A 25,768-nucleotide genomic window follows, 5' to 3' on the forward strand; every position below is an offset into this window, starting at 1 on the left:
AAATCTACGGCGAGAACACCCGCCGCGCCCTGCAGGGCAACGCGGGCGTGAAGCTCTATCTGACGCCCTCCGATGAGAAGACCGTCGAGGAGCTGAGCAAGGCGGTTGGCAAGACCACGAAGACCGTGGTCACGCGCTCGCAGTCTATTGGCAAGAACCCCTTCGAGGGCCGTAGCCAATCCACACGGACCGAAGAGAGCTCTCTGCTCCCCGAAGACGAGGCGCGCCGCCTGCCACTCGACGAGATCGTCATGGTGATCGATGCCCAAATGCCGGTCCGTGCGAAGCGGATCCAGTATTTTGACGATCGGCTGTTCAAGGCGATCCACGTGGCGCAACCAGGCGAATTGCCGTTTCCGGAGCCGGGGGGAGGGGGGCCGCAGGGCAATCTGCCGCTGAGTGTGCGCGCCATGCCGATGACACCGCCGCCAGACGGGCCAGGGGGAACAGAAGCCGATGTGGAGAGGGCAAGCCAGGCTTCGGCGGGTCAACTGTCACGACAAACTGACGGCGTTCCAAAGAAAACCGCGCCCGTCGTTCAAGCCGTTATCGCCGAGGAACAGCGACAGATGGAGATGGAGTTTGCCGCGCAGGTGCCTGCGACCGATTCAGAAAGAGAGTCGGACAAAGAGCCCTTACGGAATGCCGTGGGTGGTTTGGAGGAGTTGGAGTTGACGGTGAAACAGAACCTTTGAGCCGGTGTGGCTTTTTGTGCGAACGGGATTGGTCTGGAAGGGAGGATCGAAGCCGAACAGTCGCCGGGTTATCAATTGACGCACGAGCTGACATCAGCCTCTGGCAATCTGTCGACGCCATGGTGGTTCCTTGGCCCTAAGTTTGCATCCTGTTGTGTATCTTAAGGTGCATCGGCGAGCTGCCGTTTACTTGATGAACGCCACGTGGAGTTTCATGTTGATCGGGTACATATTGCCACGTCCATAAGAGCAGCAATAGCTTGCTAGGGCTGCGCGTGAAATGCCAGAAACGGATTGCTGCGCTGTGACTGGCGACGGTACTCTGCAGGGGATTGTTTATGTTCCTTGGTGAACGCTTCGTAGAAGGCGGATAGCGACGCGAACCCACTATCGAGTGCGACAGATGACACCTTCGCCTCGGTTTCGACTAGGAGCATTCGAGCGTGGGACAAACGAGTCCGTGTCAGATGCTTCTTGATACTGACGGTCAAGACATCCCGAAAAACCTGCCCGGCGCGCGCCGGAGACAAGCTTGATGCCGCCGCAATATCTTTCACGTTGATCGGTAGGGTGAAGTTTTCGGAGATGAATCGCAACATTGATTCGACTTCTTGCATCGTCGTCGACCTAACTGAGAATCCATTGCCCCGGCTTGGGCTTGAAATCAGCGTAGACCACCCTTCTAACGCAAGCCGACGCAACCGCGTTTCAATTTCGGCAAGGTGCGTTCGCCGCCAGGGGGGCTGCTCAAGGTGCTTCTCATTGTAGATCCTGTTGATTAGCAAGGCGTCTAATGGATCATCATTTCGAGAAGCAATTACTTCGCCGGACAGGATGGCTTTCACGAGATCGGACGGCAGACCCCAACGCACGAATTGACCCAGCGAAAGATAGATGTTGGTAATACGTCCTTCCCCATAGACATCGGTAACTTTATGTGGCGCAGCACCCCAAAACACGACCAGTCGATTGGCCTTCAACTTTGCTACCTGGCCCGAGAATGAGTAGTCCAAATGACAATTCTGAAGGAAATTCACTTCCACCGATGTGTGGTGATGGAAGGGGGTGTCAAAGAGTGTCGGTCTGTGGCTCTCAATGATGAAGTTGTTTGGAGTCGGCACGCGGGTCTGATCAACAGATTCCGAAAACGGAACGGTCGCGTCAACAGAACCTAACCTTTGTGCCATGCTATGCCTTTCGTGTCTCGGCCCGAAGGCGGGGACTTATCAGCTGAGATGAGACTTTAGCATCAAACTGCAAAAACAGGAAGAAGTTGTTATAAAACCGGAAGCAGAGACAAATGCCGTCATGGAGAGTGCTAGAAGTCTAAGGGAGGAAACCGAATGATTCACAAACTCACATGTACTGGATTCTTGCTGGGCGGCGTCTGCGCCGCTACGCTGGGAATCACCGCAGCCAATGCCGATGAGATGCCCCCAGAGCGGAGCCTCGCTGGCCTTGAATACGACCTGATCGGTCGTGACGACTTGTATTCGTACCGTGCGCTCGAAACTTACAGCCAAGCGCCGTTCCTCGATGCGCTGGTCGAAAGTGGCGCACTTCCGCCCGTCTCTGAGCGGTTGCCGGCTGAGCCATTGGTATTCAACACTGCTGCCATGTCCGACGGCATCGGCGAATACGGCGGTGTGTTCCGCCACGTAATTGGTGGACGGCCAGAAGGTTTCCACTGGATGGCCGGTCAGCATCAAGGATGGGGCGGCATCAACATGGCCATTCAGGAATGCCTTGTTCGCCAAGGTCCGCGTTGGCAAGTTCGTGCCGAAGACCAGACTGGTCCTTTGCCGAACTTGGCCCACTCATGGGAGTGGAGCGAAGACATGACAGAACTGACTATGCATCTCGTGGAAGGGATCAAGTGGTCGGACGGGGATCCGTTTGATACCGATGACATCGCGTTCTGGTGGAACGACAATGTCGAAGACGAGAACGTCACGAGCCGCATTCAGGCTGGTTCTTTCGGTGGCGGAGCGACCCTTGAGGTAATCGACGATTACTCATTCAAGTTCGTATTCCCAAGCGCACAATCGGAAACTGTTGTCGAGGGTCTCGCCTATATTCAAGGTTGCCCGGGGCCGAGCCATGTGCTTCGCGATTCGCATCCGACTTATAATTCCGATGCTTCCTACGACGATTACCTGAACGCAATGCCGGCAAGTGATGTTCCGGTTCCAGTTTTGGGTGCATGGGTACCGGTCGAGCACCGTCCTGACGAGCTGGTCATCCTTCGCCGCAATCCATACTATTGGAAAGTGGACGAAGCCGGAAACCAGCTGCCCTATCTCAACGAGATGCATTTCAAATTGACGACCTGGGACGACCGCACGACACAAGCTGTCGCCGGTACCGGTGACTGGTCGAACATGGAAAACCCCGGCAACTATGTTGAAGCGCTAAAGCAAAGCCAAGATGAAGACGCGCCGGTCACGGCAAACTTCGGACCGCGGACTCTGGCGTTTCGGATCGAACTGAACTTCGCCCAGAACATGGCTGACAGCGATTACGACGCCGAATTGCGTGGGTTGTTCCGCGAGCACGATTTCCGCGAAGCGCTTAGCTCGGCAATTGATCGTGACGCTCTAGGACAAGCTTTGGCGCGTGGTCCATTCGCTTATCCATATATGGGTGGTTTCGCGAGCGGCTCGCCCTATTACGATGCGGCTTCGACTGACTTTACTCCGTTCAATCAGAGTTACGCGAGCGAGCTTCTGGCCGGTCTCGGTCTGGAAGACACGGACGGCAACGGGATCTTGAACTTGCCAGGCACGGGCGAAGATCTTGTCATCGACATGACCTTCAAGTCCCAGCGAAATGACGACCGCAAGCAGGTCGAAGCGGTGACATCGCAGTTAGCTGAAATCGGAATTCGCGTGTTGCCAACGCCGGTAGATGAGACCAGCTTTGATCCGATCCGCAACTCAGGCAGCTTCTCAGCGATTTTGCAGCGGGTGAGTTTTGTTGTGCCCACGCGGGAAACCTGCGGCAACCTGCCAACGTCTGAAATCTGCCCAGCATTCCACCTGGCCGGGCCTGATGGTCGTGAGTTTCTGCCGTTCGAGGCTGAACTAGCGGATATCGTTCTGCGGTTCAACGCGTCCAGTGACGCGGCTGAACAAGCGGAAATCGCCAATAGGATGCAGTCGATCCTCACAGAGAACCTCTACAATATTGGATTGGTTCAGGTCCCTGCGGCTTTGTTGGTGAACAAGCGGGTTCGCAATGCGCATCCTGGCACACCAGTCTTTATGTACGAATGGGCTGAAGATGCGGTGATCCGTGAACGTCTCTGGGTGCCTGCAGACTTGCAAACAGAAGAGCTCCTCCCTGGTACCGTAGCCCAATACTGAGCTACGTGACCAAAACTCGTCCTACTCCCGCAAAGCGCGGGGGTAGGGCACCTCATTGCTACACTTTCCTCATGACGCCGTAAGTCGGGAGAACTTCCCTCATGGACTTTCTAGTATTTCTTGCGAAACGCGTTGCGATGTCGATCCCACTACTTTTGGGAATTTCCATCGTATCCTTTGCAATCATCCAAGCTGTGCCCGGCGATTTCGTTGACGGTTGGATTGCCAATACAGCAGCCCAGACCGGCAAGTCCTATGACGAGCTTCTTCCCCAAGCTGACGCGATGCGAGAGCGGCTCGGCCTCGATCAGCCGATTGCGGTTCAGTACGTGACCTGGCTCAAGAACATCGTGTTCCATTTCGACTTCGGTATGTCCTTTGAGCAAAATCGCCCTGTGACAGAGGTGATTGGCACCCGTCTGCCCCGTACGCTGCTGCTGGCTGTTCTGACGCTGGTCATAGGTCAGGTGTTCGGGGTGCTATTGGGCATCTATGCGGCGACCAACCAATACAAACTGGGCGATAATATCGCCACGCTGATTGCCTTCATGGGCATTGTGATTCCGAAGTTCGTGATCTCGCTCGTGATCCTCTACTTCCTCGCTATCGTCTGGCACTCACCCTATATTGGAGCGGTCAATTCGCCTCAGTACATCTTACAAGATGGGTGGAATTGGGCGAAGTTCTGGGACTTTCTCAAGCATGTTTGGCCGATCCTGGTGGTGTCTATTTGGGCCGGACAGGCCTACACCACGCGGATGATGCGGGGAAACCTGCTCGACGTAATGAACATGCAATACATTGAAACAGCCCGCGCCAAAGGATTGTCCCGTCGCAAGGTCCTTTTCAAGCATGCAGTACCGAATGCTCTGCACCCAGTCATCATGAACATCGGGACGCGGTTCGATTACATGATCAAGGGCGAAATCGAAATCGCAATCGTGCTGGGCATTCCTACGGTTGGCCCATTGATTCTGAGCGCCGTCGGCGACCGCGACATGTATGTCGTCGCCGCGATCTTCATGATGGTGGCCGTTTTGCTGGTACTGGGCAACTTGTTCGCTGACCTCATGCTGGCCCTGCTGGACCCTCGGGTTCGCCGCGCCACGATGAGCCGGAATTAAGGGGATACCAATGAAACAGCCATACAACCCCACCGACGACAAACCGATGGTCGATAACCGACCTCAGATTGACGTGCCCACGACCATAGAAACAATGAACGCCGAAACCGCGACGGGCCCGGGTCTGTCCTATTGGCAGCTTGTCCGCCGCCGGTTTTTGCGCAACCGATACGGTGTCGTCGGACTGATTGGATGTATGATTATCGTAATCACAGCCGTTTTTTCAGGGTTCATCGCTCCCTATGATGGTGAAACGAAGGATCGAACTGCCATCTACAGCCCGCCGCAGATGCCAAAGATATTTGCGCCCGAAGGCGGCCTGACCCGGCCCTACATCCTAGGCTATGCCGAAGAGATGGACCCCAACACGTTCGAGATCACATTCGTGCCCGACCCGGAGGTTCGCCATAATCTCGCGTTATTCGTGAAAGGTGATCCCTGGACGTTCTTGGGGCTAGAATTCGAGACTCACCTAGTTGGAACCACCGACGGAGGGTTTGTGCACCTGCTTGGCACGGATTCCCTTGGCCGTGATGTGTTTTCAAGGATGGTAGAAGGCACACGAGTGACCCTTCTCATGGGCTTCCTAGTAATGGCCGCCTCCTGTTTCATTGGAACAATAGTCGGGGTTTCTTCAGGCTATTTTGGTGGGGTTTTCGACATGCTGGTTCAGCGCATCGTTGAATTCGTGAGGTCGTTTCCTGACTTGCCGCTCTATCTTGCGCTTGTGGCGATCCTGCCGCGTCGCGCTGATCCCATCACCGTCTTCATCCTTTTCGCATCGATCCTTGTCTTGCTCCGTTGGGCGGACCTGAGCCGCGAACTACGGGGCAAAGTTATTTCTTTGCGATCAATGGACTATGTTCGTTCGGCCGTAGCAGTCGGGGCATCGGACCAACGCATCATCGGGCGCCATATCGTGCCCAACACTTCATCACACATCATCGTTTGGGCAACCTATCAATTACCTGAAGTGATCCTGCTGGAAAGCTTCCTATCCTTTCTTGGCGTCGGTGTGCAGGCTCCGATGGTCAGTTGGGGGACAATGCTGAATCAAGTGCGTGATTTCCAATCCTTCGCGGCCGCCCCCTGGTTGATGGCGCCAGTTGGAATGATCGTAATCTCTGTTTTGGCTTTCAATGCGTTTGGTGACGGCCTGCGCGATGCAATGGACCCGTATTCCAATGACTGATCCCCTATTGAAAATTGAAAACGTCGTTGTGGACTTTCGCACAATTCACGGCACCGTAAACGCCGTGCGCGGCTTGTCCTACGAAGTGGCGCGCGGCGAAACACTTGCTGTTGTCGGTGAAAGCGGGTCGGGCAAGTCGGTAACTGCCCGGGCCATAATGTCGATGCTCGCCGAAAACGCACGTGTCGGGGCCGATAGCCGGATTTGGTTCGATGGAACCGACCTTTTGGAATTGTCCGAGCTCGAAATGCAGGAAATCCGCGGAAACCGAATTTCAATGATCTTCCAGGAGCCATTGACATCGCTCAATCCGATCCACCGGGTCGGAGATCAGGTCGCTGAGATTATTCAGATACACCGCCCGATGCCAAAGAAGCAGGCGATGGCTGAAGTTTTAAAGCTCTTTCAAGAGGTTCAACTGCCTGATCCCGAGGCACGGCTAAGCCAATATCCGCACGAAATGTCGGGCGGTCAACGCCAGCGGGTCATGATCGCAATGGCCCTCGCCAACAAACCGGACCTTCTGATCGCGGACGAGCCAACAACAGCGCTCGACGTGACCGTGCAGGCGGAAATCCTCACGCTGCTCAAAGACCTGCAGAAATCCCATAACATGGCGGTCGTATTGATCACTCACGATCTAACAGTTGTCGAAAAGACCTCTGACAAGGTGGTCGTGATGCGTTACGGCGAGGTCGTCGAGCGGGGAAACACACAGGACGTTTTTGCCAACCCCCAGCATCCTTACACACGTCACCTGCTCGAAAGCGAACCTAAGGGTCGCCCAGATGAGCTGGATCCCGACGCGGCACCGCTGATGGTGGCTAAAGATATGCGCGTGGCATTTCGGATTGCGCACGGCGGCTTGATGAGCCGGAAACATGTTGATCTTGTTGCAGTCAACGATATCTCTGCCAGCATTCGGAGAGGCGAAACGTTGGGCGTTGTCGGAGAAAGCGGTTCGGGCAAGACCACGCTGGGAATGGCCATGATCCGGCTGTTGGAGCCGAACGGCGGACAAATCACATTTGACGGCGAACGCATTGATGGCCTCACCCGCAAGCAGATGCGTCCGTTTCGCACCCGTATCCAAGTGGTGTTCCAGGACCCGTTTTCATCGCTTAATCCTCGCATGATCATCCGGCAGATCCTCGAAGAAGGACTTATCGTAAACGGAATCGGTAAAAATGCGGCCGAGCGTGAAGAACTGATCGGACAGGCGCTGGACGATGTTCAGATGCCCCGCGATGCGATGCAACGTTTCCCACACGAGTTTTCCGGTGGCCAGCGGCAACGACTGGCCATTGCTCGTGCCGTTGTTTTGCAGCCAGAATTCATCCTACTCGACGAACCAACTTCGGCGCTTGACCTGTCAATTCAGGCCCAAATCATCGACCTTTTGCGAGACCTGCGGGCAAAGCACGACCTAAGCTATATGTTCATCAGCCATGACCTGAAAGTGGTGAAGGCCCTATGCCACAACGTGATGGTCATGCAGCACGGAGACATCATCGAAACCGGTCCGACATCGCAAGTGCTTGAAGCACCAAAAACAGACTACACAAAGCGTCTGGTCAACGCAGCTTTCAAGGTGGTGGCCTAATGTACCGAATCGACGATCGCACTCAGACACTCGTGCTGGAACCAACGAACGGACTTCCATGCATTGCCTATTTTGGCCCGCGTCTATCCGAAGCCGAAGATTTGTCCCAATTGGCCGCCGCAGGCTGCAGGGACATGACCGGTGGAATGGTGGATGCATTGCCGCGGTTAACGATATGCCCGGTCTCCGATGGCGTCCATTTGGGCCAGCCGGCCTTGCGCGTTCTCGACACCGACGGTGCCGAGGTTTCCCTGCGGTTTGAGCCGGCAACAATCACACCTAAAAGTCAGACTCTGATTGTCTCGGCTGTTTCGGGTGACCTGACTTATACTGCCGAAATTACTCTTGATGGCGTGTTGACCCTTCGGGCCAGCATCGATTCACTTTCGCCGGTCAGATTGGACTGGCTTTCGGCACCGGTCCTGCCGGTCCCTGGCGCGCAGGCCGAATTGATCGAGTTCTCGGGTCGTTGGAACGGAGAATTCCGGATGCAGCGTCAGTCTTTCTCGGTTGGCGCCCGACTGCGTGAAGCACGGCAAGGCCGCTCTGGCCACGAAACGCCACCTTTCGTTTATACTGCAACGCCCGACGCACGCTTTACCAGAGGTGAAGCGATGGCCTTTGCCTATGGCTGGCCAGGTGGGCACAGGATGATTGCTGAGGAACTGCCGGATGGTCACCGCATGATCCAGTTCGGCAATAGCGCAGGTTCGGAACGTGCACCCAACACGCACTTCGAGACCGCACCACTAACGATCGTTCGGTCTGACACAGGCCTCAATGGTTGTGCAGTGCAGTTGCAGGCCCATGTACGGGACGCTGTTGTTACTTGGTCAGATCCTTCACGCAAACGGCTCGTACATTACAATTGCTGGGAGGCCGTCTATTTTGACCACGATTTCGCAACCTTGTCCGACATGGCTGAGCGCGCCGCTTGTATCGGGGCAGAGCGGTTCGTGCTGGACGACGGTTGGTTCGGCAAGCGTGATGACGATACTTCATCCCTTGGCGATTGGCAGATCGACCGGCGCAAATGGCCTGATGGGCTGACGCCGCTGATCGACAGGGTACACGAGCTTGGTATGACGTTCGGGCTTTGGGTGGAACCAGAAATGGTCAACGCCGACAGTGATCTTTACCGCGCCCACCCTGACTGGGTGTTGGGACCGGCTGATCAAGTCACCGGGCGCTATCAGTTGGTACTCGATCTTGGAAGGGCCGAGGTTCGCGATTACTTGTTTACCGCACTCGATGCGATCCTTTCTGAAAATGAGATCGACTACCTCAAATGGGATCACAACCGTCTGTTGCCGATGCCAGATGCAGCCCAGGCACGTGGTATCATGGAATTGTTCGCGCGGTTGCGTGAGGTCCACCCTGGGGTAGAGATCGAAACTTGTGCTTCGGGTGGGGGTCGGATTGACTATGGCATCCTACAGCACACAAGCCGAGTCTGGCTGTCAGATTGCATCGATGCGCACGAACGACTGCGGATGCAACAGACCGCTGCGTTGTTGATCCCATCGGCCATAACGGGCAGCCATGTCGGTGCGGAACATTCGCACACGACAGGCCGCAGCCTGACGATGGAGTTCCGGGCATGGATCGCTGCAATGCGCCAAATGGGATTCGAGAGCGATTTGCGTGGCTTCAGCAAAGAAGACGAGGCCAAACTGGCGCGCATCACTGCCTGGTTTAAAGAAAACCGCGACTGGATGATGGCCGGGGACATTCATGCCCTCGATAGCGACGACCCTGCGGTGACCGCAGAAATTCAGGTCGCAAAAGATGGGGACCGCTTCGTCGTCTTCGCAGGACAATCTGCAACTTCGGAGCAGAACCTGCCGCGCGCCCTACGCCTGAGCGGCCTAGAAACAGACGCGTTTTATGAAATCCGCCTCGCCAATCCCGAGCAAGTATCGCCACATTCACGTGGCGACAACGCGCTGAAGGCGGGGTCATTGCGATTGTCAGGCCGGGCTATGATGACGGCTGGGATCAACCTGCCGTTGGCATGGCCTGAAACGATTTATGTGATCGAAGGGCACCGGGTGTGACCAAAAGACCAAGTAAGAAAGTGAGACCACTATGACGAACCCAAGAATTGCGTTTATCGGCGCCGGATCGACAGTTTTTATGACGAATATCGTCGGGGACATTCTTCAGCGCGAAGCGTTGCAAGGTGCGCATGTTGCGCTCATGGATATTAACCAAAAGCGGCTGGAAGAAAGCGAGGTTGTCTTCGGCAAAATGGTTGTTTCGCTTGGCGTTGAGGCAACACACTCGATTCACATTGATCAACGAGAGGCCCTCGAAGGCGCTGATTTTGTCGTCGTTGCTTTTCAGATTGGCGGGTTCGAACCCTGCACGGTTACCGATTTTGAAATCCCCAAGTCATTTGGTCTAGATCAGACAGTCGCCGACACCCTCGGGATCGGTGGGATCATGCGGGGTCTGCGGACTGTGCCGCACCTTTGGTCTATCTGTGAAGACATGACTGCCGTTTGCCCGGATGCGTTGTTGCTGCAATACGTGAATCCGATGGCCATCAATACGTGGGCTATTGCCGAGCGTTATCCGCATATCAAGCAAGTTGGGCTCTGCCATTCCGTGCAACACACAGCTGCCGAACTGGCAAGTGACCTTCAATTGCCGGTGGACGATATCCGGTATTTGTCGGCAGGTATTAACCATGTCGCATACTTCCTGAAATTTGAGCAGGTAGAAGCTGATGGAAGCTACCGTGACCTCTACCCACAACTTCATCAGGGATATGAACAGGGTATCTTTCCGCGGCCCGAAAGCGCCTCGAATCCGCGTTGCCCGAACAAGGTGCGCTATGAGATGATGAAACGGCTGGGCTATTTTGCGACAGAAAGCTCCGAACATTTTGCCGAGTACGTCCCGTGGTTTATCAAGTCGGGTCGTGAAGATTTGATCGAACGGTTTGGCATCCCGCTGGACGAATACCCAAAGCGCTGTGTTGAGCAGATCGCGGACTGGAAAGACAAGCTGGAGGAATATCGAAAGGCCGATAAGATCGAGGTCCCGAACTCGATCGAATACGCCTCTGAGATTATTAACTCTGTCTGGACTGGTGTGCCGAGCGTCATTTACGGAAATGTTCAAAACCGAGGCTACATTCCGGCCCTGCCCGAGGGATGCGTAGTCGAGGTGCCTTGCCTTGTGGATCGCAACGGTATTCAGCCAACTCAAGTGCCTGAGCTTCCACCGCAATTGACCGCGATTATGCGCAGCAACATCAATGTGCAGGAACTGACCGTTAGGGCGTTGCTAACGGAGAATAGGGAGCATGTTTACCATGCTGCCATGATGGACCCGCATACTGGCGCAGAACTGGACCTAGACCAGATATGGGCTCTGGTCGACGCCCTGATTGCTGCCCACGGCGATTGGCTTCCGGGCTGGCTGTCCGGGGCAAAAGTAATGCGAGTGGCATGACCAAATCCGACCCGACCCATCTGGTGATCGTCGGCGGGGGTACCGCCGGCTGGCTAGCTGCGCACCTGTTTAAGACAGAAAGCGAGCGGCAAGGGATACCAATGCGTATCACGCTCGTTGAAAGCTCAAAAGTCCCGACCATCGGGGTGGGCGAAGGTACAACCTCAGTCTTCGGCGGCGTGTTACAATCACTCGGCTTCGACGAGGAAGATTTCCTCGCCCATACCGATGCTACAATCAAGTATGGAATACGCCATCGGGATTGGCGGCGGCTTGGCCATGTCTACGATGGTCCGATTGATGATGCCTATGCTCTGACCGATCGGATTCCGGGGGCGGGGTCTTGGATCGACACCTTTTGCGTTGCCGCCGGGCGCTCCGTTTCCGCGCCGCATATCTTCGCCAAGCTCATGGAAACCGGCAAAGCGCCGGTAGCCGAAATGGGGGGCCGCCGCGTTCCTGTAAGCCGCTTTCACCACGCCTATCATTTTGACCAGGCCAAAGTCGGAGCCTACTTACGCCGCAAGGCAACTGACATCTCCAAGATCGATGCTCTTGTGGAAAGTGCAGAGCGTGATGGCAAATCGGGCTGCGTTACCAAATTGAGACTCGATACTGGGGAAACGATCGCAGGGGACTTCTTCATCGACTGCACCGGCTTCCGCCGCACATTGATCCAAGGGACCATGGGCGCAAGTTGGGTAAGCTATTCCGACGCGCTGCCGGTCAATCGCGCGATGCCGTTTTGGCTAGACCTTGCCGAAGACGAGGAAATTCCGACCTTTACGCACGCATGGGCACAAGCGTCGGGGTGGATGTGGCAGATCCCGACGCAGGGCCGGATCGGATGCGGATATGTCTATTCGGATCGCCATTCGTCACCTGATATCGCCTTGGCGGAGATCGAGGGTGTGCTTGGTCGCAAGATCGAGCCACGCGCCGATATTCCTGTCGACGCGGGACGTATCTCCGAGGTCTGGCGCGGCAACGTTCTTGCGCTCGGGCTTGCATCCAGTTTTCTCGAACCTTTGGAAGCGACTTCAATCCACGGCACTATCGTCGCGATTTTACTGTTTTGCCGCCGCCACTTGTTGCAGATCAGCGCTCCCTTGCAGAAAAATCAGCAGCGCTACAATGCGGCCATCGCAAAACAAGTGGACGACTTTCGCGACTTCATCAATCTGCACTACGTCAGTGAACGGGATGACAGCCCATTCTGGCGCGACGTAGAAACAGACTTCATCCTGCCGCAAGTGCGTCAGAAACTGATAAATTGGCAAGAACGGATGCCCGGGCCGGAAGACTTTACCAACGATTTGGATGGCCTTCCCCATGTGGAAGAGCTTCTGCATTATCCGGTTCTTGACGGTCTTGGATTGCTCAATCGAAGTGTCGCGCGAGAACGCATGGCCCAAGACCGCAAACTGCGGGATTTCGCTCGGGCGACCGTCGACCATCTGGAAAAACAGGCCGGAAATGTCGCATCGCATGCGATTTCACATCGTGCATGGCTCAGTAGCCTGAGTTCCAATCCGATCGCCTGACTGGCAAGAAAGAGAAATTTAATGACAAAAGACCGCCGCAACCACGCTTGGTATGGAAAGCTGGACAAGGACGGATTCATCCATCGCAGCTGGATGAAGAACCAAGGCTTTCCAGATCATGCTTTTGATGGCCGCCCCGTCATTGGCATCTGCAACACGTGGTCGGAGTTGACGCCCTGCAACAGCGGCTTGCGCGATCTGGCCGAAGGCGTGAAGCGCGGCGTGTGGGAAGCCGGTGGTTTTCCCGTAGAGTTCCCCGTGATGTCACTCGGCGAAACCCAGATGAAGCCAACCGCTATGCTGTTTCGCAATTTGTTGGCGATGGATGTCGAAGAATCGATCCGCGCCTATGGCATAGACGGCGTTGTTCTTTTGGGTGGTTGTGACAAAACAACACCCGGCCAGTTGATGGGGGCGGCCTCGGTCGATTTGCCATCTATCGTGGTTAGCTCTGGGCCGATGCTGAATGGCAAATGGCAGGGCAATGACATTGGGTCTGGCACGGATGTTTGGAAATTCTCGGAAGCGGTCCGCGCCGGTGACATGACTTTGAAAGATTTTATGGCGGCTGAATCCGGTATGAGCCGCTCAAAAGGTGTCTGCATGACAATGGGCACCGCCTCGACCATGGCGTCGCTTGTTGAGGCCATGGGCCTAAGCCTACCGACAAACGCAGCCCTTCCAGCGGTGGATTCACGTCGCATGGCGCTGGCGCACCTTACCGGCAACCGTATTGTCGAAATGGTGGACGAAAACCTGAAACCTTCGGACATTATCACGCGGGCATCTTTGGAAAACGCGATTTTGGCCAATGCTGCCGTTGGCGGTTCCACAAATGCAGTAGTGCATCTTCTGGCCATAGCTGGCCGTGTTGGCATTGATCTGAAACTGGAAGATTTTGACCTTGGCGGCGACGTTCCCCTGTTGGTCAACTGCATGCCGTCTGGCAAGTACCTGATGGAAGATTTTTGCTACGCTGGTGGTATGCCTGTGATCTTGAAAGAGTTGTCAGGGCATTTGCGTAAAGCCAAAACTGTGCTTGGTGGTGACATCAGCGCCTATGCAGACGGTGCTGAATGCTGGAACCGCGATGTGATCTACTCGATCGACGACCCTCTGAAGCCATCGGCTGGCATCAAGGTCTTGAAAGGCAACCTCGCCCCACGTGGGGCCATCGTGAAGCCTTCTGCCGCAAGCGAGCATCTTTTGGAGCACGAAGGCGAGGCTTACGTCTTTGAAAACATTGAAGAGCTAAAAGCCACAATTGACAACGATGATCTGCCGGTGACTAAGGACAGCATCCTTGTTCTTAAGGGCTGCGGCCCAAAAGGGTATCCGGGCATGGCCGAGGTTGGCAATATGCCTATCCCGTCCAAACTGGTCAAAGAAGGCATCAAGGATATGGTGCGCATTTCTGACGCCCGCATGTCGGGCACGGCCTTTGGCACGGTGATCCTGCATGTCACGCCCGAGGCGAACGACGGCGGAACGCTTGCGCTGGTGAAAACCGGCGACCGGATTAAATTTTCGGCAAGTCAGGGCAAGTTGGAATTGCTCGTATCCGAAGAAGAACTGGCCGAGCGCCGCGACGCATGGCAACCCGAACCGCCGCATTACACCCGCGGCTATGCCAAAATGTATGTGGATCACGTCCTGCAAGCGGATCAGGGCGCGGACCTTGATTTCCTTGTCGGCAAAGACACCCGCCCCGTCACCCGAGAGAGCCACTGATGACCCAGACTGCAACATTCCACGATCTCGACGGCAAAAGCGTCTTCATCACCGGCGGAGGCTCGGGCATCGGCGCGAATTTAACCGAAGGCTTCTTGCGGCAAGGTGCCAAGGTCGCTTTTGTGGGGCGCTCCGACGCCGCGGCCTTTGTGGACGCTATGGAGGACGAGACCGGCAATCGCCCATTGTTCATCCAATGCGATATCACTGACACTCCCGCGTTTCAGGCCGCCATCGCGCAAGTCACAGATGCCCACGGCCCTGTCAGTGTCCTTGTGAACAATGCCGCCAACGACCAGCGCCACAGCACCGAGGAGGTTACCGAGGAGTTCTGGGACTGGATGCAGGCAATCAACCTCAAGGCCCATTTCTTTGCCTGTCAGGCTGTCGTGGAGGGCATGAAGACGTTGGGTGGCGGATCTATCATAAACGTCACATCGATCAGTTACATGATGGGCGGGGCTGGTTACCCGCTTTATACAACGGCCAACTCCGGACTAAACGGCATGACCCGCAGTTTAGCGCGGGAATTCGGCTCCCAAAGTATTCGGGTGAACGCATTGGCTCCAGGTTGGGTTTTGACGCAAAAGCAGCTGGACAAATGGGCTGACCCAGCGTCGCTAGCCACTCACCTGGAAAAGCAATGCCTAAAGGAGCATCTGAAGCCCGACGATATCGTTTCTGGGGCGCTGTTCCTGGCCTCCTCCGCAAGTCGCATGATGACCGGACAGGCGCTCGTCATCGACGGCGGCGTGGCGGTGACGGGGTGATGGTCATGGACGTAGAATGGATTGCTGTAGATTGGGGGACGACGAACCTTCGTGCCTGGCTGATTGCGGGTGACGGCGAGGTGCTTGCGACTTGTCGTTCGGAGTTGGGAATGTCACGTCTTAGGCCCGAAGAATTTGAAGCGGCGTTGATGGAAACTGTTGAAGATGCACTTCGAAGCAATGGACAAATTCCGGTCATCGTTTGTGGGATGGCGGGTGCGCGAGAGGGGTGGAAGGAAGCCCCATACTCAGCCGTGCCTTGTGCTCCGCCGGGGCTTAGCGAAGCGGTCACTCCCCAAACAAGGGATGTGCGACTGCAAACGTTCATTATTCCTGGCCTCAAGCAATTGGAACCCGCTGATGTTATGCGGGGCGAAGAAACACAGATCTCTGGCTTTCTTGCCGGACAACCGGATTTTGAAGGGGTGATCTGCCTTCCGGGAACACACACCAAATGGGTCCGTGTTTCCGATAGAACGATCACCGAATTTCACACCCATATAACTGGTGAGATATTTAGCCTGCTTTCGTCACAGTCGGTTTTGCGTCATTCCCTCGGGGGTGAAGGCTGGGATCAGGACGCTTTCATCGAGGCACTGGAAACTGTGATCAAAGACCCAACTAGAATTTCTTCAAGGCTCTTTTCGATCCGAGCAAAGGCGCTTTTGCGTAACACCGAAAATGCTTATCTCAGGTCGGAGCTCTCAGGATATCTGCTTGGTCTAGAGCTTGGTGGTGTGGGGCAGAAATGGCTTGACCAAAAGACCGTCCTTATTGGAGATTCGCGTCTTGTCGAACTATACAGAGCAGGTCTCAAGATCCTTGGGATCAATGCAATCATAGTCGATGACAAAGATATCACGCTTTCTGGCCTGCGGCACGCCTATGCGGAGTTGGTAAGATGAGCCGGGCGATTGTCGCAATTCTCAGAGGTGTGAGTCCTGAGGAGGTCGAAGGACTTGGTGGGGCTCTGATCGAGGCTGGGATCAGCAGGATCGAGGTGCCTCTCAATTCTCCGAAAGCTTTCCAGTCCATAGAGCAACTGGCCCGGAAATATGCGAACGTCGCTGAGATTGGGGCGGGTACGGTATTGACGGAAGACGACGTCGAGCGGGTATCCCAAGCTGGTGGTTCTCTGATCGTTTCCCCTAACGCTAATGTTAGCGTCATTCGCCGAACAAAATCTTTGGGACTCAAGTCCTTTCCGGGTGTTCTGTCGCCAACAGAATGCTTTAGTGCCCTTTCGGCCGGCGCGGACGCGCTCAAGTTCTTTCCAGCGTCAATACTCGGTCTGAACGGCTTCATGGCTCTCAAGGCAGTTCTGCCGAAGGATACGCAAACCTTTGCGGTTGGCGGAGTCGGAGAAGCTGACTTTAGCAGCTGGATATCCGCGGGCGTGACAGGTTTTGGGATCGGGACGGCTCTCTTCGTGCCAGGTCTGACACAAGCAGAAGTAGAAAAGCGCGCCCACGCGCTGGTAAGCGCTTATGATCGTTCAAAATCCTCTTGGTACAAATCGCCTTTGCGGTAACTGTAAACATCTTTAGTTTACAGAAAAAAGGTTTCTTGGGCGGACGATGAACCTATGAAACTAGGTGTTGACGCCACATTGGACGATTCTGTCGAGTGCCCGTATTGACCCTCATCGTCTCCCCAACCTTCCCAGCCTCGCCAGTTGCGCCAACATCTGAGACCCGGTCCCTGGTGACCCTGAGCCACTTGCCTGACCAGTTTGTCCCATCCCTTGCCGCACAGGCATCTGCTGTGCCCCGAAGAACTGCCGCGCCCTGAGGGCTGCATATTCCGCGCCGCTTGCCCCACCGATCAGGTAGCGGTTGTAGGCCTGCTGGCTGCCCATGGCGGCGCGGGCGAAGCTGTAGCCGCCACCCAGTCCGCCAGACAATGCTGGCATCATGATGTTTCCGGAAATCGCCCGTACGATGAATGGTGTCGCGACGATGAACCCCTTGGCCATCAACACCATCATAAAGAACGGAATCAGCGCGCCGATATTAGTGGCACCTTCAGGATCGCCAAGCTCGCCGATCAACGCAGAGGAGACGCCCGTGATCGTTGCGAATACGCCTGCGACGACGATCGGGTAGAGCGCGAAGGAGACTAGGGCCGAAAGCCAGCGCGTGAAATAATCCTTGGTGACCTCGAAAAGGGTCAGGAAAATCATCACCGGGGCGATCCCGATCAGGAGCGCGATCATCAGTCGGGAGGCCACGAGGATGAAGGCGGCCAGTCCGCCGAGGATTGAGAGCAGAAGAACACCGACGATGTCGAGCATGGCGCCGGCCATCCAGTTCAGTTCGGACCCGGCAGCGTTCAAATAGTTGCCCAGTTCCGCGATCAGCCGGTCGAATTCTTCGGCGAAAGTTCCAGAAGGGCCAGGAGTTCCACCGCCGACCGAAGCCACGAGCGCCCCAGCAATGCTGTCGATCCCGGCAAGGATGGCGGAGGAGAGGGCGTTGAACTGCACCCAGTTGGTTGCAAATATCCCGATGAGCCCGATCTTGACCGCGAGCCAAAAAGCCGCGCGCCCGTCCATCGCCTTGTACTGGTAGATCATGTTCAGGAAGACGAGGATCACCACGAGTGTTGTTCCCAGTACCAGAAGTGTGCCCACCGTTGCCGCAACCGATCCAAACTGGGTTTCGGCGGCGGTGTCGAGATAGCCCTGGGAGGTTTCAACGAAATAGGTGACGACGCTCATAACGGGGCTGCCTTACCAATTGCCTGCGGTTTCGCAGATGGCTTTAGCCTCAAGGCGAACGTCGTTGGCGCGCTGATTGTACGCGTCGGATGCTTCCAGCATTATCCAGCGTTCGTCACTCGCGTGCTGCTCATGAAACTCCGCCTCGGCAGCGTCCCAAGACGGAAACCGGATTTCACAGTCGCAGCTTTCGGTCTCGATGATGCGCTCGAGATTCTGGGCGCGGTAGATATCCTGGACCAACACGCGTTGATAGGCTTGGCGCAGGGGTATTTCTTGCATCCAGTTGGGCTCAGCGGGCCGGTCCGGACAGACCTCAAAGCTGCGATCGAGGGTCGGCACCATATTGCGCTCTGCGAAGGCAGGGACAGCCAGTAGGCTCACGGCCAGCGCGACTAGCGCAAGGGTTAGCCGCGCCGGCTTCATTCCGCGGCTCCGATGATAGTGGTTTCGCGCTTCAGGAAAACTGTGTGGCCGACATTGGCGAATTCCGAGGAGCTGATCGACACGACCTCCCAGCCTTCGGCCCCCTTCGCGTTCAGGCTGGCCTGCATGTCGGTGAGACTGGTTTTTCGGGTCATGGGAAAGGACAGGATTTCGTATTCAAATGTCTTCATCGGGAAGTTCCAATCTCAGTTGCGCCGGGGAGGTAAAATTCGGTGATGCCGCGCCGGCCATCGTGGCGACCGGCCTGGATGATCACATCGATGGAGTTTTCGATGTACTGGATCATGTCGGCATAGGTCATCGGGATCTCAGTCTTGAGTGCGGCGATGGCCAGACGCTGCACGGCAAGTTGCGGGGTTTCTGCGTGCAGCGTGGTCATCGACCCGCCATGGCCAGTGTTGATCGCCTCGAGGAAGGTCATGGCCTCCTTGCCGCGCACCTCGCCCAGGATGATGCGGTCCGGGCGCATGCGCAGCGTGGCAGTGAGCAGCACATCGGCGGTCTGGAACTCCGCATCCCGATTGGCGATGAGGGTCACGGCATTGGGCTGGGTCGGCAAAAGCTCGGCGGCTTCCTCGATGGTGACGATGCGTTCCTCTGATGGCACGTGAGAGAGGATCTTCCGCGCGGCGACGGTCTTGCCGGTGGAGGTGCCGCCCGAGACGATCATGTTGAGCTTGTTGTCGACGCAGAAGGCCAGGGCATCGTCGATCACGCCTGCCGCCACAACCTCGCGGAGTTCGCGGGTTTTCTCGAGGCGGAGTTCTTCAAGCTTGCGTTCCTTACCATAGAGGAAATCGAGAGCGATCCCGTCTAGCGGCAGGCTTGAAAAGAACCGAAGGCTGATCGACATGGCCGAGAGCACGGCAGGCGGGGTGATGACCTGCGCCCGGATCGGGCGACCTTTGTAGGTGATCGAGACCGAGACGATGGGGCGGTCCTTGCTCATGGTGGTGTTTGCGGAGGAAGCAATCTGGTTGCCGAGGTCTTTGACTTCTGTTGCGGTCAGCATCTGGTCCAGCTTTCGCATGAAGTGATCGCCCTGGAATTCTCCCCAGCAGCTTCCGTCAGGATTGATGCAGATCTCGATGACATCGTCGCGGGTGGCGGCGGCGATCCTGTCGAGGGAGGTTTCGAGATAGCTCAGCGACATGGGCTCAGAAAATCTCCAGATCGCGGTCGACCATCACCGTGACGCGCGCGCCCTGGTCGACGTAGATGACGGGGCCGATCGAGAGGTAGTCGCCGATCACGCTGTCCGTGGCATCGGCCAGATCATCGCCCACGTCTTCGAGCACGTCCGCGGCGGTCTCATCCTGGACGTTTGCAGCAGCAGCGCTTGGCGCGGCGGAGATCAGCGATATCAACGCCGCTGAGCCGAAACGCTCATCGAAGCGCGTGTCGACAAAGCCGGTCACGCCGGAGCGGCCCAATTCGTCACCCCCGAAAGAGCTGATCTGGATCGTCTGGTTGTCGGGCAGGATGATCCGGTCCCAGGCGATGGTGACCCGGCGCTGCGCGATATCGACGCCAGAGCGATAGCGCCCGATGAGACGGGACCCGCGCGGGATCAGGAGACGAGAGCCGTCGACGCTGTAGACATCTTCGGAAACGACGGCACGGGTCTGGCCGGGTAGGGAACTGTCGAGGGCGGTTTCCATGACGGCCTGGATCATTGTACCCTGAATGATGGTGTTGGACGGGTTGGCGATGACTTCTGCCTGTGTCACCGAAGTGGGCAGCGCGCCATTCAGAACGAAATCCGTCACTTCCCCAAAGGTCCGTTCGGTCAGAGCCGTCTCATTCGCACCCGAGGTACCACCAAAGGCGATAGTGGGCGAGGCGATGCGCCGCTCCTGGAAGGCGCGTTCCTCCGCCGCGCGGCGTTCAAGTTCTGCCAGCCGCCGTGCTTCTTCCTCGCGGCGCAGTCGCTCTTGCTCGCGTGCGCGCAGCTCATCTTCCGTGGGGCCCATTGGCGCGGGTTGCGGTCGGCTGGCCTCGAGTTGGGCCAGTTCCAGATCCATGCGGAGTTGCTCAAGGCTGCGATCCCGCGCCGTCAGTTCGTCCTGAAATCGTTGCTGTGCGGCTTCCGAGGCGGCTTGCAGCGCCGCGATCTGAGCGGTCAGCGCGTCAATTGCCTCTGCGGCGGCGGTGTCTTCCTCGACAACTGGTTCAGGGGCGTTACGCAACTCCTCGATCTGGGCCTGCAGGGCGGTGATCTGCGCCAAAAGCTCAGCATTGGGCTCGACCGGATCGGGTGCGACGAACACAACCTCGGGCTCGGGCGGGGGCAAGGTCTCGATGGCGCCGAACCCGTCGCCTTCGTTCTGGAACACGTCCGGCGTGGCCGTGGGAAGGGCTTCCTCTTCCTCGGGTTGGGACATGAGATAGAGCAAGGCACCGCCCGCGCCGATCACGAGGACGACGACCAAAGCGAGCAGCGGTGAGCGTCGTGGGGCAGGGGGCGAACCAGCGCCCTTGCCTTGTTCTAGAGCCGCGAGACGTTTCTCGAGGTCTGCGTTTCCAGTATCGCTCATGAGCCTACCCCCGCAGGTGGTGTGGCCTCGATGCAGACCACCTCCTCCCCGATCCGCAGCACCCATTGTCGGTTCACGCCTGAAACCCGGATCACGCCGTCCTCGGTGGCTTGTGTGTTGACCGTCCGTTCTCGGCCATTCGCGTAGCGGAAGATCGCAGGCACCGGCGCGTTCCGCGGAAATTCGAAATACGTAAACGTCCCGTCATCCCAGACACGGGTGGGGGTGAACTCGGTCCGCGCGCTGGCACCGTAATTATAGTTCGGCGCTTGGGCCGCGATGGCACGTGTGGGCCGCGTATTGTCTTCGGGGTAGCGGAACTGGACCACGTAAAAGGTCGGACTGCGGGTCTCTTGGACGTTGAAGTAATAACTGCGCCTGTTCGTGTAGACGGTCACATTGGTATGCACCCCGCGCGCCACCGGCTTGATCGCGAAGGCCTGACCGCCGGGTACGCCGTCGATCTCGAAGCCTTCCGTGTCGCCCGCAATGATCGAGCGGATGCTCTCGCCTTCCCCGAACTCGACCGTGGTCACATGGGTGAGCGACACGCTGAGGCGGTAGACCTGACCTTCTTGATATGTTGCCAGCCGCACCCGATTGTCATTGGGCCCGCCACGCGGGATGGCTTCGGCGAAAGCAAGGCCGGGCAACAGGGCAATCAGCAATATGAAAAGTCGAGCAGGGAACAAATTCAATTCTCCAATCTGTCGGAACGGATGGAATATTCGAGGACCGTGAAGCCGAAGGGGTTGGTCCAGACCTCATCGATGGAGCGGCGGGTCTCGGGGCGGAACTCGAAGAGAAGCGTGGCGGTGAAAAGCCCGGTTTGGACGCCGTTGATAGATGTCAGGCGCTTGCGCAGGCGGACCGTGGCGCGGTTCGTACCGATCCGGTTGATGCTGAGGATTTCCACATCCAGCCGGGCATTGGGGCCATAGACCGTCGGCGGGTAATTCTCGTTGGCGCTGTTCCAGATCTGGCGCAGCCCGCTCTCGGCAGCTCCGTCCGAGCGGCGCAGGACGTTGCGGATGCGCAGATCGTTGTCGAGCTGGTTGTAGACCTCCCGGTCGGTCACATAGCGGAACACCTCCGCCTCGATGATCGCCTGGTTGGCGGTCACCGAGGAGGCGCCGACCGAGGCTTCGGGGAGTGCAAAGCCGGTGGCGGGATCATAGGGAACAACGACGGGGGGCGGGTCGACATCGAGGATCGAGACCGCCGCGGCGCTCAGACAGCCGATGACACCGAAGACAAGGCCCGTCAGGCCAAGGCGTTGCCAGAGCCGTTCGCGGCGCAAGGCACCGTAGACCAGTTCTTCCTCGATGATTTCTTGTTCACTCGCCACCATTCATGCCCCCACGATTACTCGGCCCGAAGGTCCGGCAAGGTGAAATCCATGAAGCGCTGTTCTTCGGCGATTGTGGCGGCATCGATCACGCCGCCTGTGCCGTCACCCACGGTTTGCACGGCCTCAAGCTGCCACATGGCGACGAGGGCAATTGCCAGCTCCGCGGTCACGCGCGTGTTGAGATCGATGCTTTCCTTTAGTTCGTCCATGTCGTCGATGAGTCCGACAAGGCGGTCGACCCGCTCGAGCGATTGGCCGGCATCTTCATAGCTGTTCTGGGCGGCGGCTGAGACGAGCGCGCCGGTTGTGGCCTGCGTGGCCACGCGGTTGGCCCCGGGATTGCCGCTGGTGGCCATTTCCGAGAGGGTGTCATCGTCAAATCCGAGATCGGCCAGAACGCGGTCCATCTGGGTTTCGATTTCGCCTGCGCCGGAGCCCGAGAGGCCCGAGAAATCGCCCGTCTTGATCGCCTCAATCGTTGCGAGAATGTCCCCGAACTCCTGGTCGAGCAGACCGTTCAGCTCGTCTTCCATCTCGGTGCGGATGATTTCCGGCAGTTCGGCGAGGCGGGTGAGGGCTTCGTAGGTTCTTTGCAGCTCCGCGAGTTGGTCCGTGAGAAGGCCGAGCTGTTCACGGAGCTGCGTCAGCTGCTCGTTCTGCAGGATCTCGTCTTCGATCATCTGCCGGAGCTGCTGGATGTTTTGCGCGATGTTCTGGGTATCTACGACGGGCACGCCCTGCGCCGCAGCAGGGGAGAGGGCTCCCAGATGCAGGCCAATCCCAAGTGTCGTGGCCAAAGCCGTTCTCAGAAACATCCGTCCCATCAGTCTATCTCCCTGATCGTAAATTCCATGAATGCGCCCTCGGCCATGCGGGCGCTGGCCTGCGCCAATTCTTCTGCGCTCAGGACACGGGTCCGCGCCGCCTTTAGCCGGATGCGGGCCGCGACGAGACGCACGAGTTCGGCGCGGGCATAGGTGTTGAGCGCGACGCTTTCCTGCACGTCTTCCGTCGCGGAAATCCGCGTGACGATGTCTTGGATACGCAGGGCAGCTTGCCTGATCGCGGCGGGCGAGTTGTTGCCATAGAAAGCCGCGCCATGCCCGGTCATCGAGAGGTTGGCATTGGCCAGAAGCGCGGGGTCGATCGTGCCGAGCGCTTCGATCCCGCCGATGCGGCTCAGGTAGAGATTGTAGCGTTCGGGGATGACCTGGACGTAGTGCTGGGTCTCGCGGAAGGGTGGTACGCCCCCATATTCGAACACGCGACCGGGTCCAGCGTTGTAGGCCGCGAGGGCGTTGATGATATTGCCGTCGAAGGTATTGAGCTGAGCAGCCAAATACCGCGCGCCGCCATGCACCTGCAGGTAGGGGCTGTCATAATATTCCGGGTTTATGCCGAGATCGCTGGCGGTGCTCGGCATAATCTGGGTGAGGCCAAAGGCCCCGACCGGCGAGCGGGCACCGATGGTGAACCGGCTTTCCTGCCAGATGAGCGCCTGCAGCAGAGCCCGCCATTGAACCGGCGAGAGACCCGCGCGGCCAACACCGGCAAAGCCGCTTGTTTCCTGAGCCACGCGGATGATGAGCTGCTCTATGTTTTCTGCCGCATCCCTGAACATCTGCGCACCGCCGGGATTGGGATCGATCTCACCTGTGCCATAGACCGCCTCGACGGAACGGTCCGGATCGCCGCTGCCGCTTTCCAGACCAGAGACCATTGCCGGCAGGCCCTGACCGCCAAAACTTGTCTGGGCATCGAGGATGCGCTGCAGGGTGGCCAATTGCTCGCGTTCAATCTCGGCGATGAGCTCGCGTACGGCGAGCTTATCCGCCTGAACGGCCAAGTCAGCCTCGCGATCGCCAGACTCGACGATGTCACGCGCGGTCAGCCCACTGTCATTGGTCGGCACGCCTTGAGACAAGGCGAGACCGGGTAGCAGGCAAAGCGCAAGGATATGGGGCAGCTTAGACCTCAACGTCGCCCTCCGGCGCGCCGAGGGGCGTGAAGATACAATCAGGTGCTGTGGGTGCCGTCGAGGCCAGGAAGGTGAAGCAATTGGCCTGCGGTTCTTGGTACTGGGCGCAGGAGGCCAGCGCGCCGAGCGCGGCGAGAAGCGACAAAATGCGTGTCATGAAAGTCTCCAGAAATCAGGGCGGTCGCGGTAATCGGCGCCGACGAGCGCCTCGCCTTTTTCCATGCCGCCGAGGATGGTGAGATTGGGTCCGAGGGCGCTCAGATCGGCATCGACAACGATGGAGCCCTGGTCGTCACGGATCAGCGCAAGGCGGCTGTCGCTGCCGGTGTTGAGAAGCACATCGAGTTCCTTCTCATAGAGGTTCAGCATCGCGTAATCGGCGGCGTGGGCACGGATGTTCGGGAGGAGGATTTGCGTCGGCACTGCCTCGACGATGGTCTTGCCGGTTCGGGTGCGCTCGAGCTGGCTGGCGTATTGCGTCATCATAACCGCGACGGTGTTTTGCTTGCGCGCGGTCACCAGCCAGTTAGACAGCCGCTCGGCGAAATACGCATTGTCGAGCGCCTTCCAGGCCTCGTCGATGACGATGATCGTGGGACGGCGATCCTCGATCTCGCGCTCGACCCGGCGGAAGAGATAGGAGAGCACGGCCATGCGTTCCTTCTCGGCCTCGCTGTCGAGAATGCCGGTGAGATCGAAACCGACAACATCGCCTTCCAGCGAGAAGGTGTCTTCCAGCGTCTGCCCGAAGATCCAGCCGTAACGGCCCTCTTCGGTCCATTCGAGCAATCGCTGGTGCAGATCGCCGCTATCGTCGGTGGACACAAAGAGCGATGCGAAATCCCGCCAGTTCCGCAGGGCCGGGTTTGCGGCTTGCGCGTTCTGGCGGACGACCTCCTGGATGCGGTTGGTCTGCGCAGGTGTGAGCGGCTTGTCGGCGCGGTAGAGCAGGGTTGTGAGCCAATCCGAGAGCCAGGCGGTGCCGCGCGCATCGGTCTCTGTCCAGAGCGGGTTGAGACCCGTGGGCTGGCCGGCGTTCAGGGAGGCGTAGCGCCCGCCATTGGCGCGGACCGCCATCTCCATACCGAGACGGTAATCGAAGACGAAGATCCGCGCCCCTGCGCGACGGGCCTGCGTCATGAGGAATGCGGAAAGCACCGATTTACCCGATCCGGGCCGACCCATAATCAAGGTGTGCCCGCTGGTCGGTTCTTTGTCGGGGCTGCCTTGCTCGTGATAGGAAAATCGGT

At 57.6% G+C, this 25,768-nt stretch carries 24 protein-coding genes; 12 read left to right on the forward strand and 12 right to left on the reverse strand.

Annotated elements, in window-relative coordinates:
* Positions 1 to 695 (forward strand): type IV secretory system conjugative DNA transfer family protein (locus tag LOM8899_RS21910; protein ID WP_168770627.1); only part of this gene is annotated, 695 nt, incomplete at its 5' end.
* 263 nt (positions 696 to 958) lie between these two features.
* Here the strand turns inward: LOM8899_RS21910 and LOM8899_RS21915 are convergent.
* Entirely contained in the window at positions 959 to 1,882 is a 924-nt protein-coding gene (locus LOM8899_RS21915; protein ID WP_093994376.1) for a helix-turn-helix domain-containing protein, read from the reverse strand.
* A 156-nt stretch (positions 1,883 to 2,038) separates the two neighbouring features.
* On the opposite strand from LOM8899_RS21915, the gene LOM8899_RS21920 reads away from it, so the two are divergent.
* From LOM8899_RS21920 to LOM8899_RS21970, 11 genes are all read left to right on the forward strand, one after another.
* Positions 2,039 to 4,060 (forward strand): ABC transporter substrate-binding protein, encoded by a 2,022-nt coding sequence (locus LOM8899_RS21920; protein ID WP_093994377.1) that lies wholly within the window; start codon positions 2,039 to 2,041, stop codon positions 4,058 to 4,060.
* Between the two features lie 101 nt (positions 4,061 to 4,161).
* A complete protein-coding gene (locus tag LOM8899_RS21925; protein ID WP_093994378.1) occupies positions 4,162 to 5,184 on the forward strand; it encodes an ABC transporter permease in 1,023 nt (340 codons plus the stop codon).
* A gap of 10 nt (positions 5,185 to 5,194) precedes the next feature.
* Complete coding sequence (locus LOM8899_RS21930) at positions 5,195 to 6,376, forward strand: ABC transporter permease (RefSeq protein ID WP_211096257.1); 1,182 nt, start codon at positions 5,195 to 5,197, stop codon at positions 6,374 to 6,376.
* A complete protein-coding gene (locus LOM8899_RS21935; RefSeq protein WP_211096258.1) occupies positions 6,369 to 7,979 on the forward strand; it encodes an ABC transporter ATP-binding protein in 1,611 nt (536 codons plus the stop codon). The genes LOM8899_RS21930 and LOM8899_RS21935 overlap by 8 nt, the downstream gene beginning before the upstream one ends.
* Entirely contained in the window at positions 7,979 to 10,036 is a 2,058-nt protein-coding gene (locus LOM8899_RS21940) for an alpha-galactosidase (protein WP_093994380.1), read from the forward strand. Before LOM8899_RS21935 ends, LOM8899_RS21940 begins: the two co-directional genes overlap by 1 nt.
* A 31-nt stretch (positions 10,037 to 10,067) precedes the next feature.
* Positions 10,068 to 11,441 carry an alpha-glucosidase/alpha-galactosidase gene (locus LOM8899_RS21945; protein WP_093994381.1) on the forward strand — a complete coding sequence of 458 codons (1,374 nt, stop codon included), beginning with the start codon at positions 10,068 to 10,070 and terminating at the stop codon, positions 11,439 to 11,441.
* Positions 11,438 to 12,985, forward strand: coding sequence for a tryptophan halogenase family protein (locus LOM8899_RS21950; protein WP_168770629.1), 1,548 nt, complete (start codon positions 11,438 to 11,440; stop codon positions 12,983 to 12,985). The genes LOM8899_RS21945 and LOM8899_RS21950 overlap by 4 nt, the downstream gene beginning before the upstream one ends.
* A gap of 21 nt (positions 12,986 to 13,006) precedes the next feature.
* Complete coding sequence (locus tag LOM8899_RS21955; RefSeq protein ID WP_093994383.1) at positions 13,007 to 14,716, forward strand: IlvD/Edd family dehydratase; 1,710 nt, start codon at positions 13,007 to 13,009, stop codon at positions 14,714 to 14,716.
* Entirely contained in the window at positions 14,716 to 15,486 is a 771-nt protein-coding gene (locus LOM8899_RS21960; protein ID WP_093994384.1) for an SDR family NAD(P)-dependent oxidoreductase, read from the forward strand. The genes LOM8899_RS21955 and LOM8899_RS21960 overlap by 1 nt, the downstream gene beginning before the upstream one ends.
* A 5-nt stretch (positions 15,487 to 15,491) precedes the next feature.
* A complete protein-coding gene (locus LOM8899_RS21965) occupies positions 15,492 to 16,391 on the forward strand; it encodes a 2-dehydro-3-deoxygalactonokinase (protein WP_245820714.1) in 900 nt (299 codons plus the stop codon).
* A complete protein-coding gene (locus tag LOM8899_RS21970) occupies positions 16,388 to 17,017 on the forward strand; it encodes a 2-dehydro-3-deoxy-6-phosphogalactonate aldolase (RefSeq protein ID WP_093994386.1) in 630 nt (209 codons plus the stop codon). Before LOM8899_RS21965 ends, LOM8899_RS21970 begins: the two co-directional genes overlap by 4 nt.
* A gap of 111 nt (positions 17,018 to 17,128) precedes the next feature.
* Here LOM8899_RS21970 and LOM8899_RS21975 read toward each other — a convergent pair whose 3' ends face one another.
* The 11 genes from LOM8899_RS21975 to LOM8899_RS22020 form a co-directional block, all read right to left on the reverse strand.
* Positions 17,129 to 18,205, reverse strand: coding sequence for a TrbL/VirB6 family protein (locus LOM8899_RS21975; RefSeq protein ID WP_093994387.1), 1,077 nt, complete (start codon positions 18,203 to 18,205; stop codon positions 17,129 to 17,131).
* Positions 18,206 to 18,217: 12 nt separating this feature from the next.
* Positions 18,218 to 18,631 (reverse strand): hypothetical protein, encoded by a 414-nt coding sequence (locus LOM8899_RS21980; RefSeq protein ID WP_093994388.1) that lies wholly within the window; start codon positions 18,629 to 18,631, stop codon positions 18,218 to 18,220.
* Positions 18,628 to 18,822, reverse strand: coding sequence for a DUF4177 domain-containing protein (locus LOM8899_RS21985; protein ID WP_093994389.1), 195 nt, complete (start codon positions 18,820 to 18,822; stop codon positions 18,628 to 18,630). The genes LOM8899_RS21980 and LOM8899_RS21985 overlap by 4 nt, the downstream gene beginning before the upstream one ends.
* On the reverse strand, positions 18,819 to 19,805 hold the full coding sequence (locus tag LOM8899_RS21990) for an ATPase, T2SS/T4P/T4SS family (RefSeq protein WP_093994390.1): 987 nt from the start codon (positions 19,803 to 19,805) through the stop codon (positions 18,819 to 18,821). The genes LOM8899_RS21985 and LOM8899_RS21990 overlap by 4 nt, the downstream gene beginning before the upstream one ends.
* Positions 19,806 to 19,809: 4 nt before the next feature.
* Positions 19,810 to 21,189: a TraB/TrbI/VirB10 family type IV secretion system protein gene (locus LOM8899_RS21995; protein WP_093994391.1), complete on the reverse strand. Its 1,380-nt coding sequence runs from the start codon at positions 21,187 to 21,189 to the stop codon at positions 19,810 to 19,812.
* On the reverse strand, positions 21,186 to 21,881 hold the full coding sequence (locus LOM8899_RS22000; RefSeq protein ID WP_075777194.1) for a TrbG/VirB9 family P-type conjugative transfer protein: 696 nt from the start codon (positions 21,879 to 21,881) through the stop codon (positions 21,186 to 21,188). The genes LOM8899_RS21995 and LOM8899_RS22000 overlap by 4 nt, the downstream gene beginning before the upstream one ends.
* Before the next feature lie 2 nt (positions 21,882 to 21,883).
* Positions 21,884 to 22,540, reverse strand: coding sequence for a VirB8 family type IV secretion system protein (locus LOM8899_RS22005; protein WP_075777193.1), 657 nt, complete (start codon positions 22,538 to 22,540; stop codon positions 21,884 to 21,886).
* 14 nt (positions 22,541 to 22,554) lie between these two features.
* Positions 22,555 to 23,364 carry a type IV secretion system protein gene (locus LOM8899_RS22010; RefSeq protein WP_093994392.1) on the reverse strand — a complete coding sequence of 270 codons (810 nt, stop codon included), beginning with the start codon at positions 23,362 to 23,364 and terminating at the stop codon, positions 22,555 to 22,557.
* On the reverse strand, positions 23,364 to 24,452 hold the full coding sequence (locus LOM8899_RS22015; RefSeq protein WP_093994393.1) for a lytic transglycosylase domain-containing protein: 1,089 nt from the start codon (positions 24,450 to 24,452) through the stop codon (positions 23,364 to 23,366). Before LOM8899_RS22015 ends, LOM8899_RS22010 begins: the two co-directional genes overlap by 1 nt.
* 55 nt (positions 24,453 to 24,507) lie before the next feature.
* Complete coding sequence (locus LOM8899_RS23515) at positions 24,508 to 24,675, reverse strand: hypothetical protein (protein ID WP_168770630.1); 168 nt, start codon at positions 24,673 to 24,675, stop codon at positions 24,508 to 24,510.
* On the reverse strand, positions 24,672 to 25,768 hold a 1,097-nt coding region (locus LOM8899_RS22020), incomplete at its 5' end, for a VirB4 family type IV secretion system protein (RefSeq protein WP_168770631.1). The genes LOM8899_RS22020 and LOM8899_RS23515, both read right to left, overlap by 4 nt.

The organism is Flavimaricola marinus (assembly GCF_900184895.1).
Lineage (GTDB): Bacteria > Pseudomonadota > Alphaproteobacteria > Rhodobacterales > Rhodobacteraceae > Flavimaricola > Flavimaricola marinus.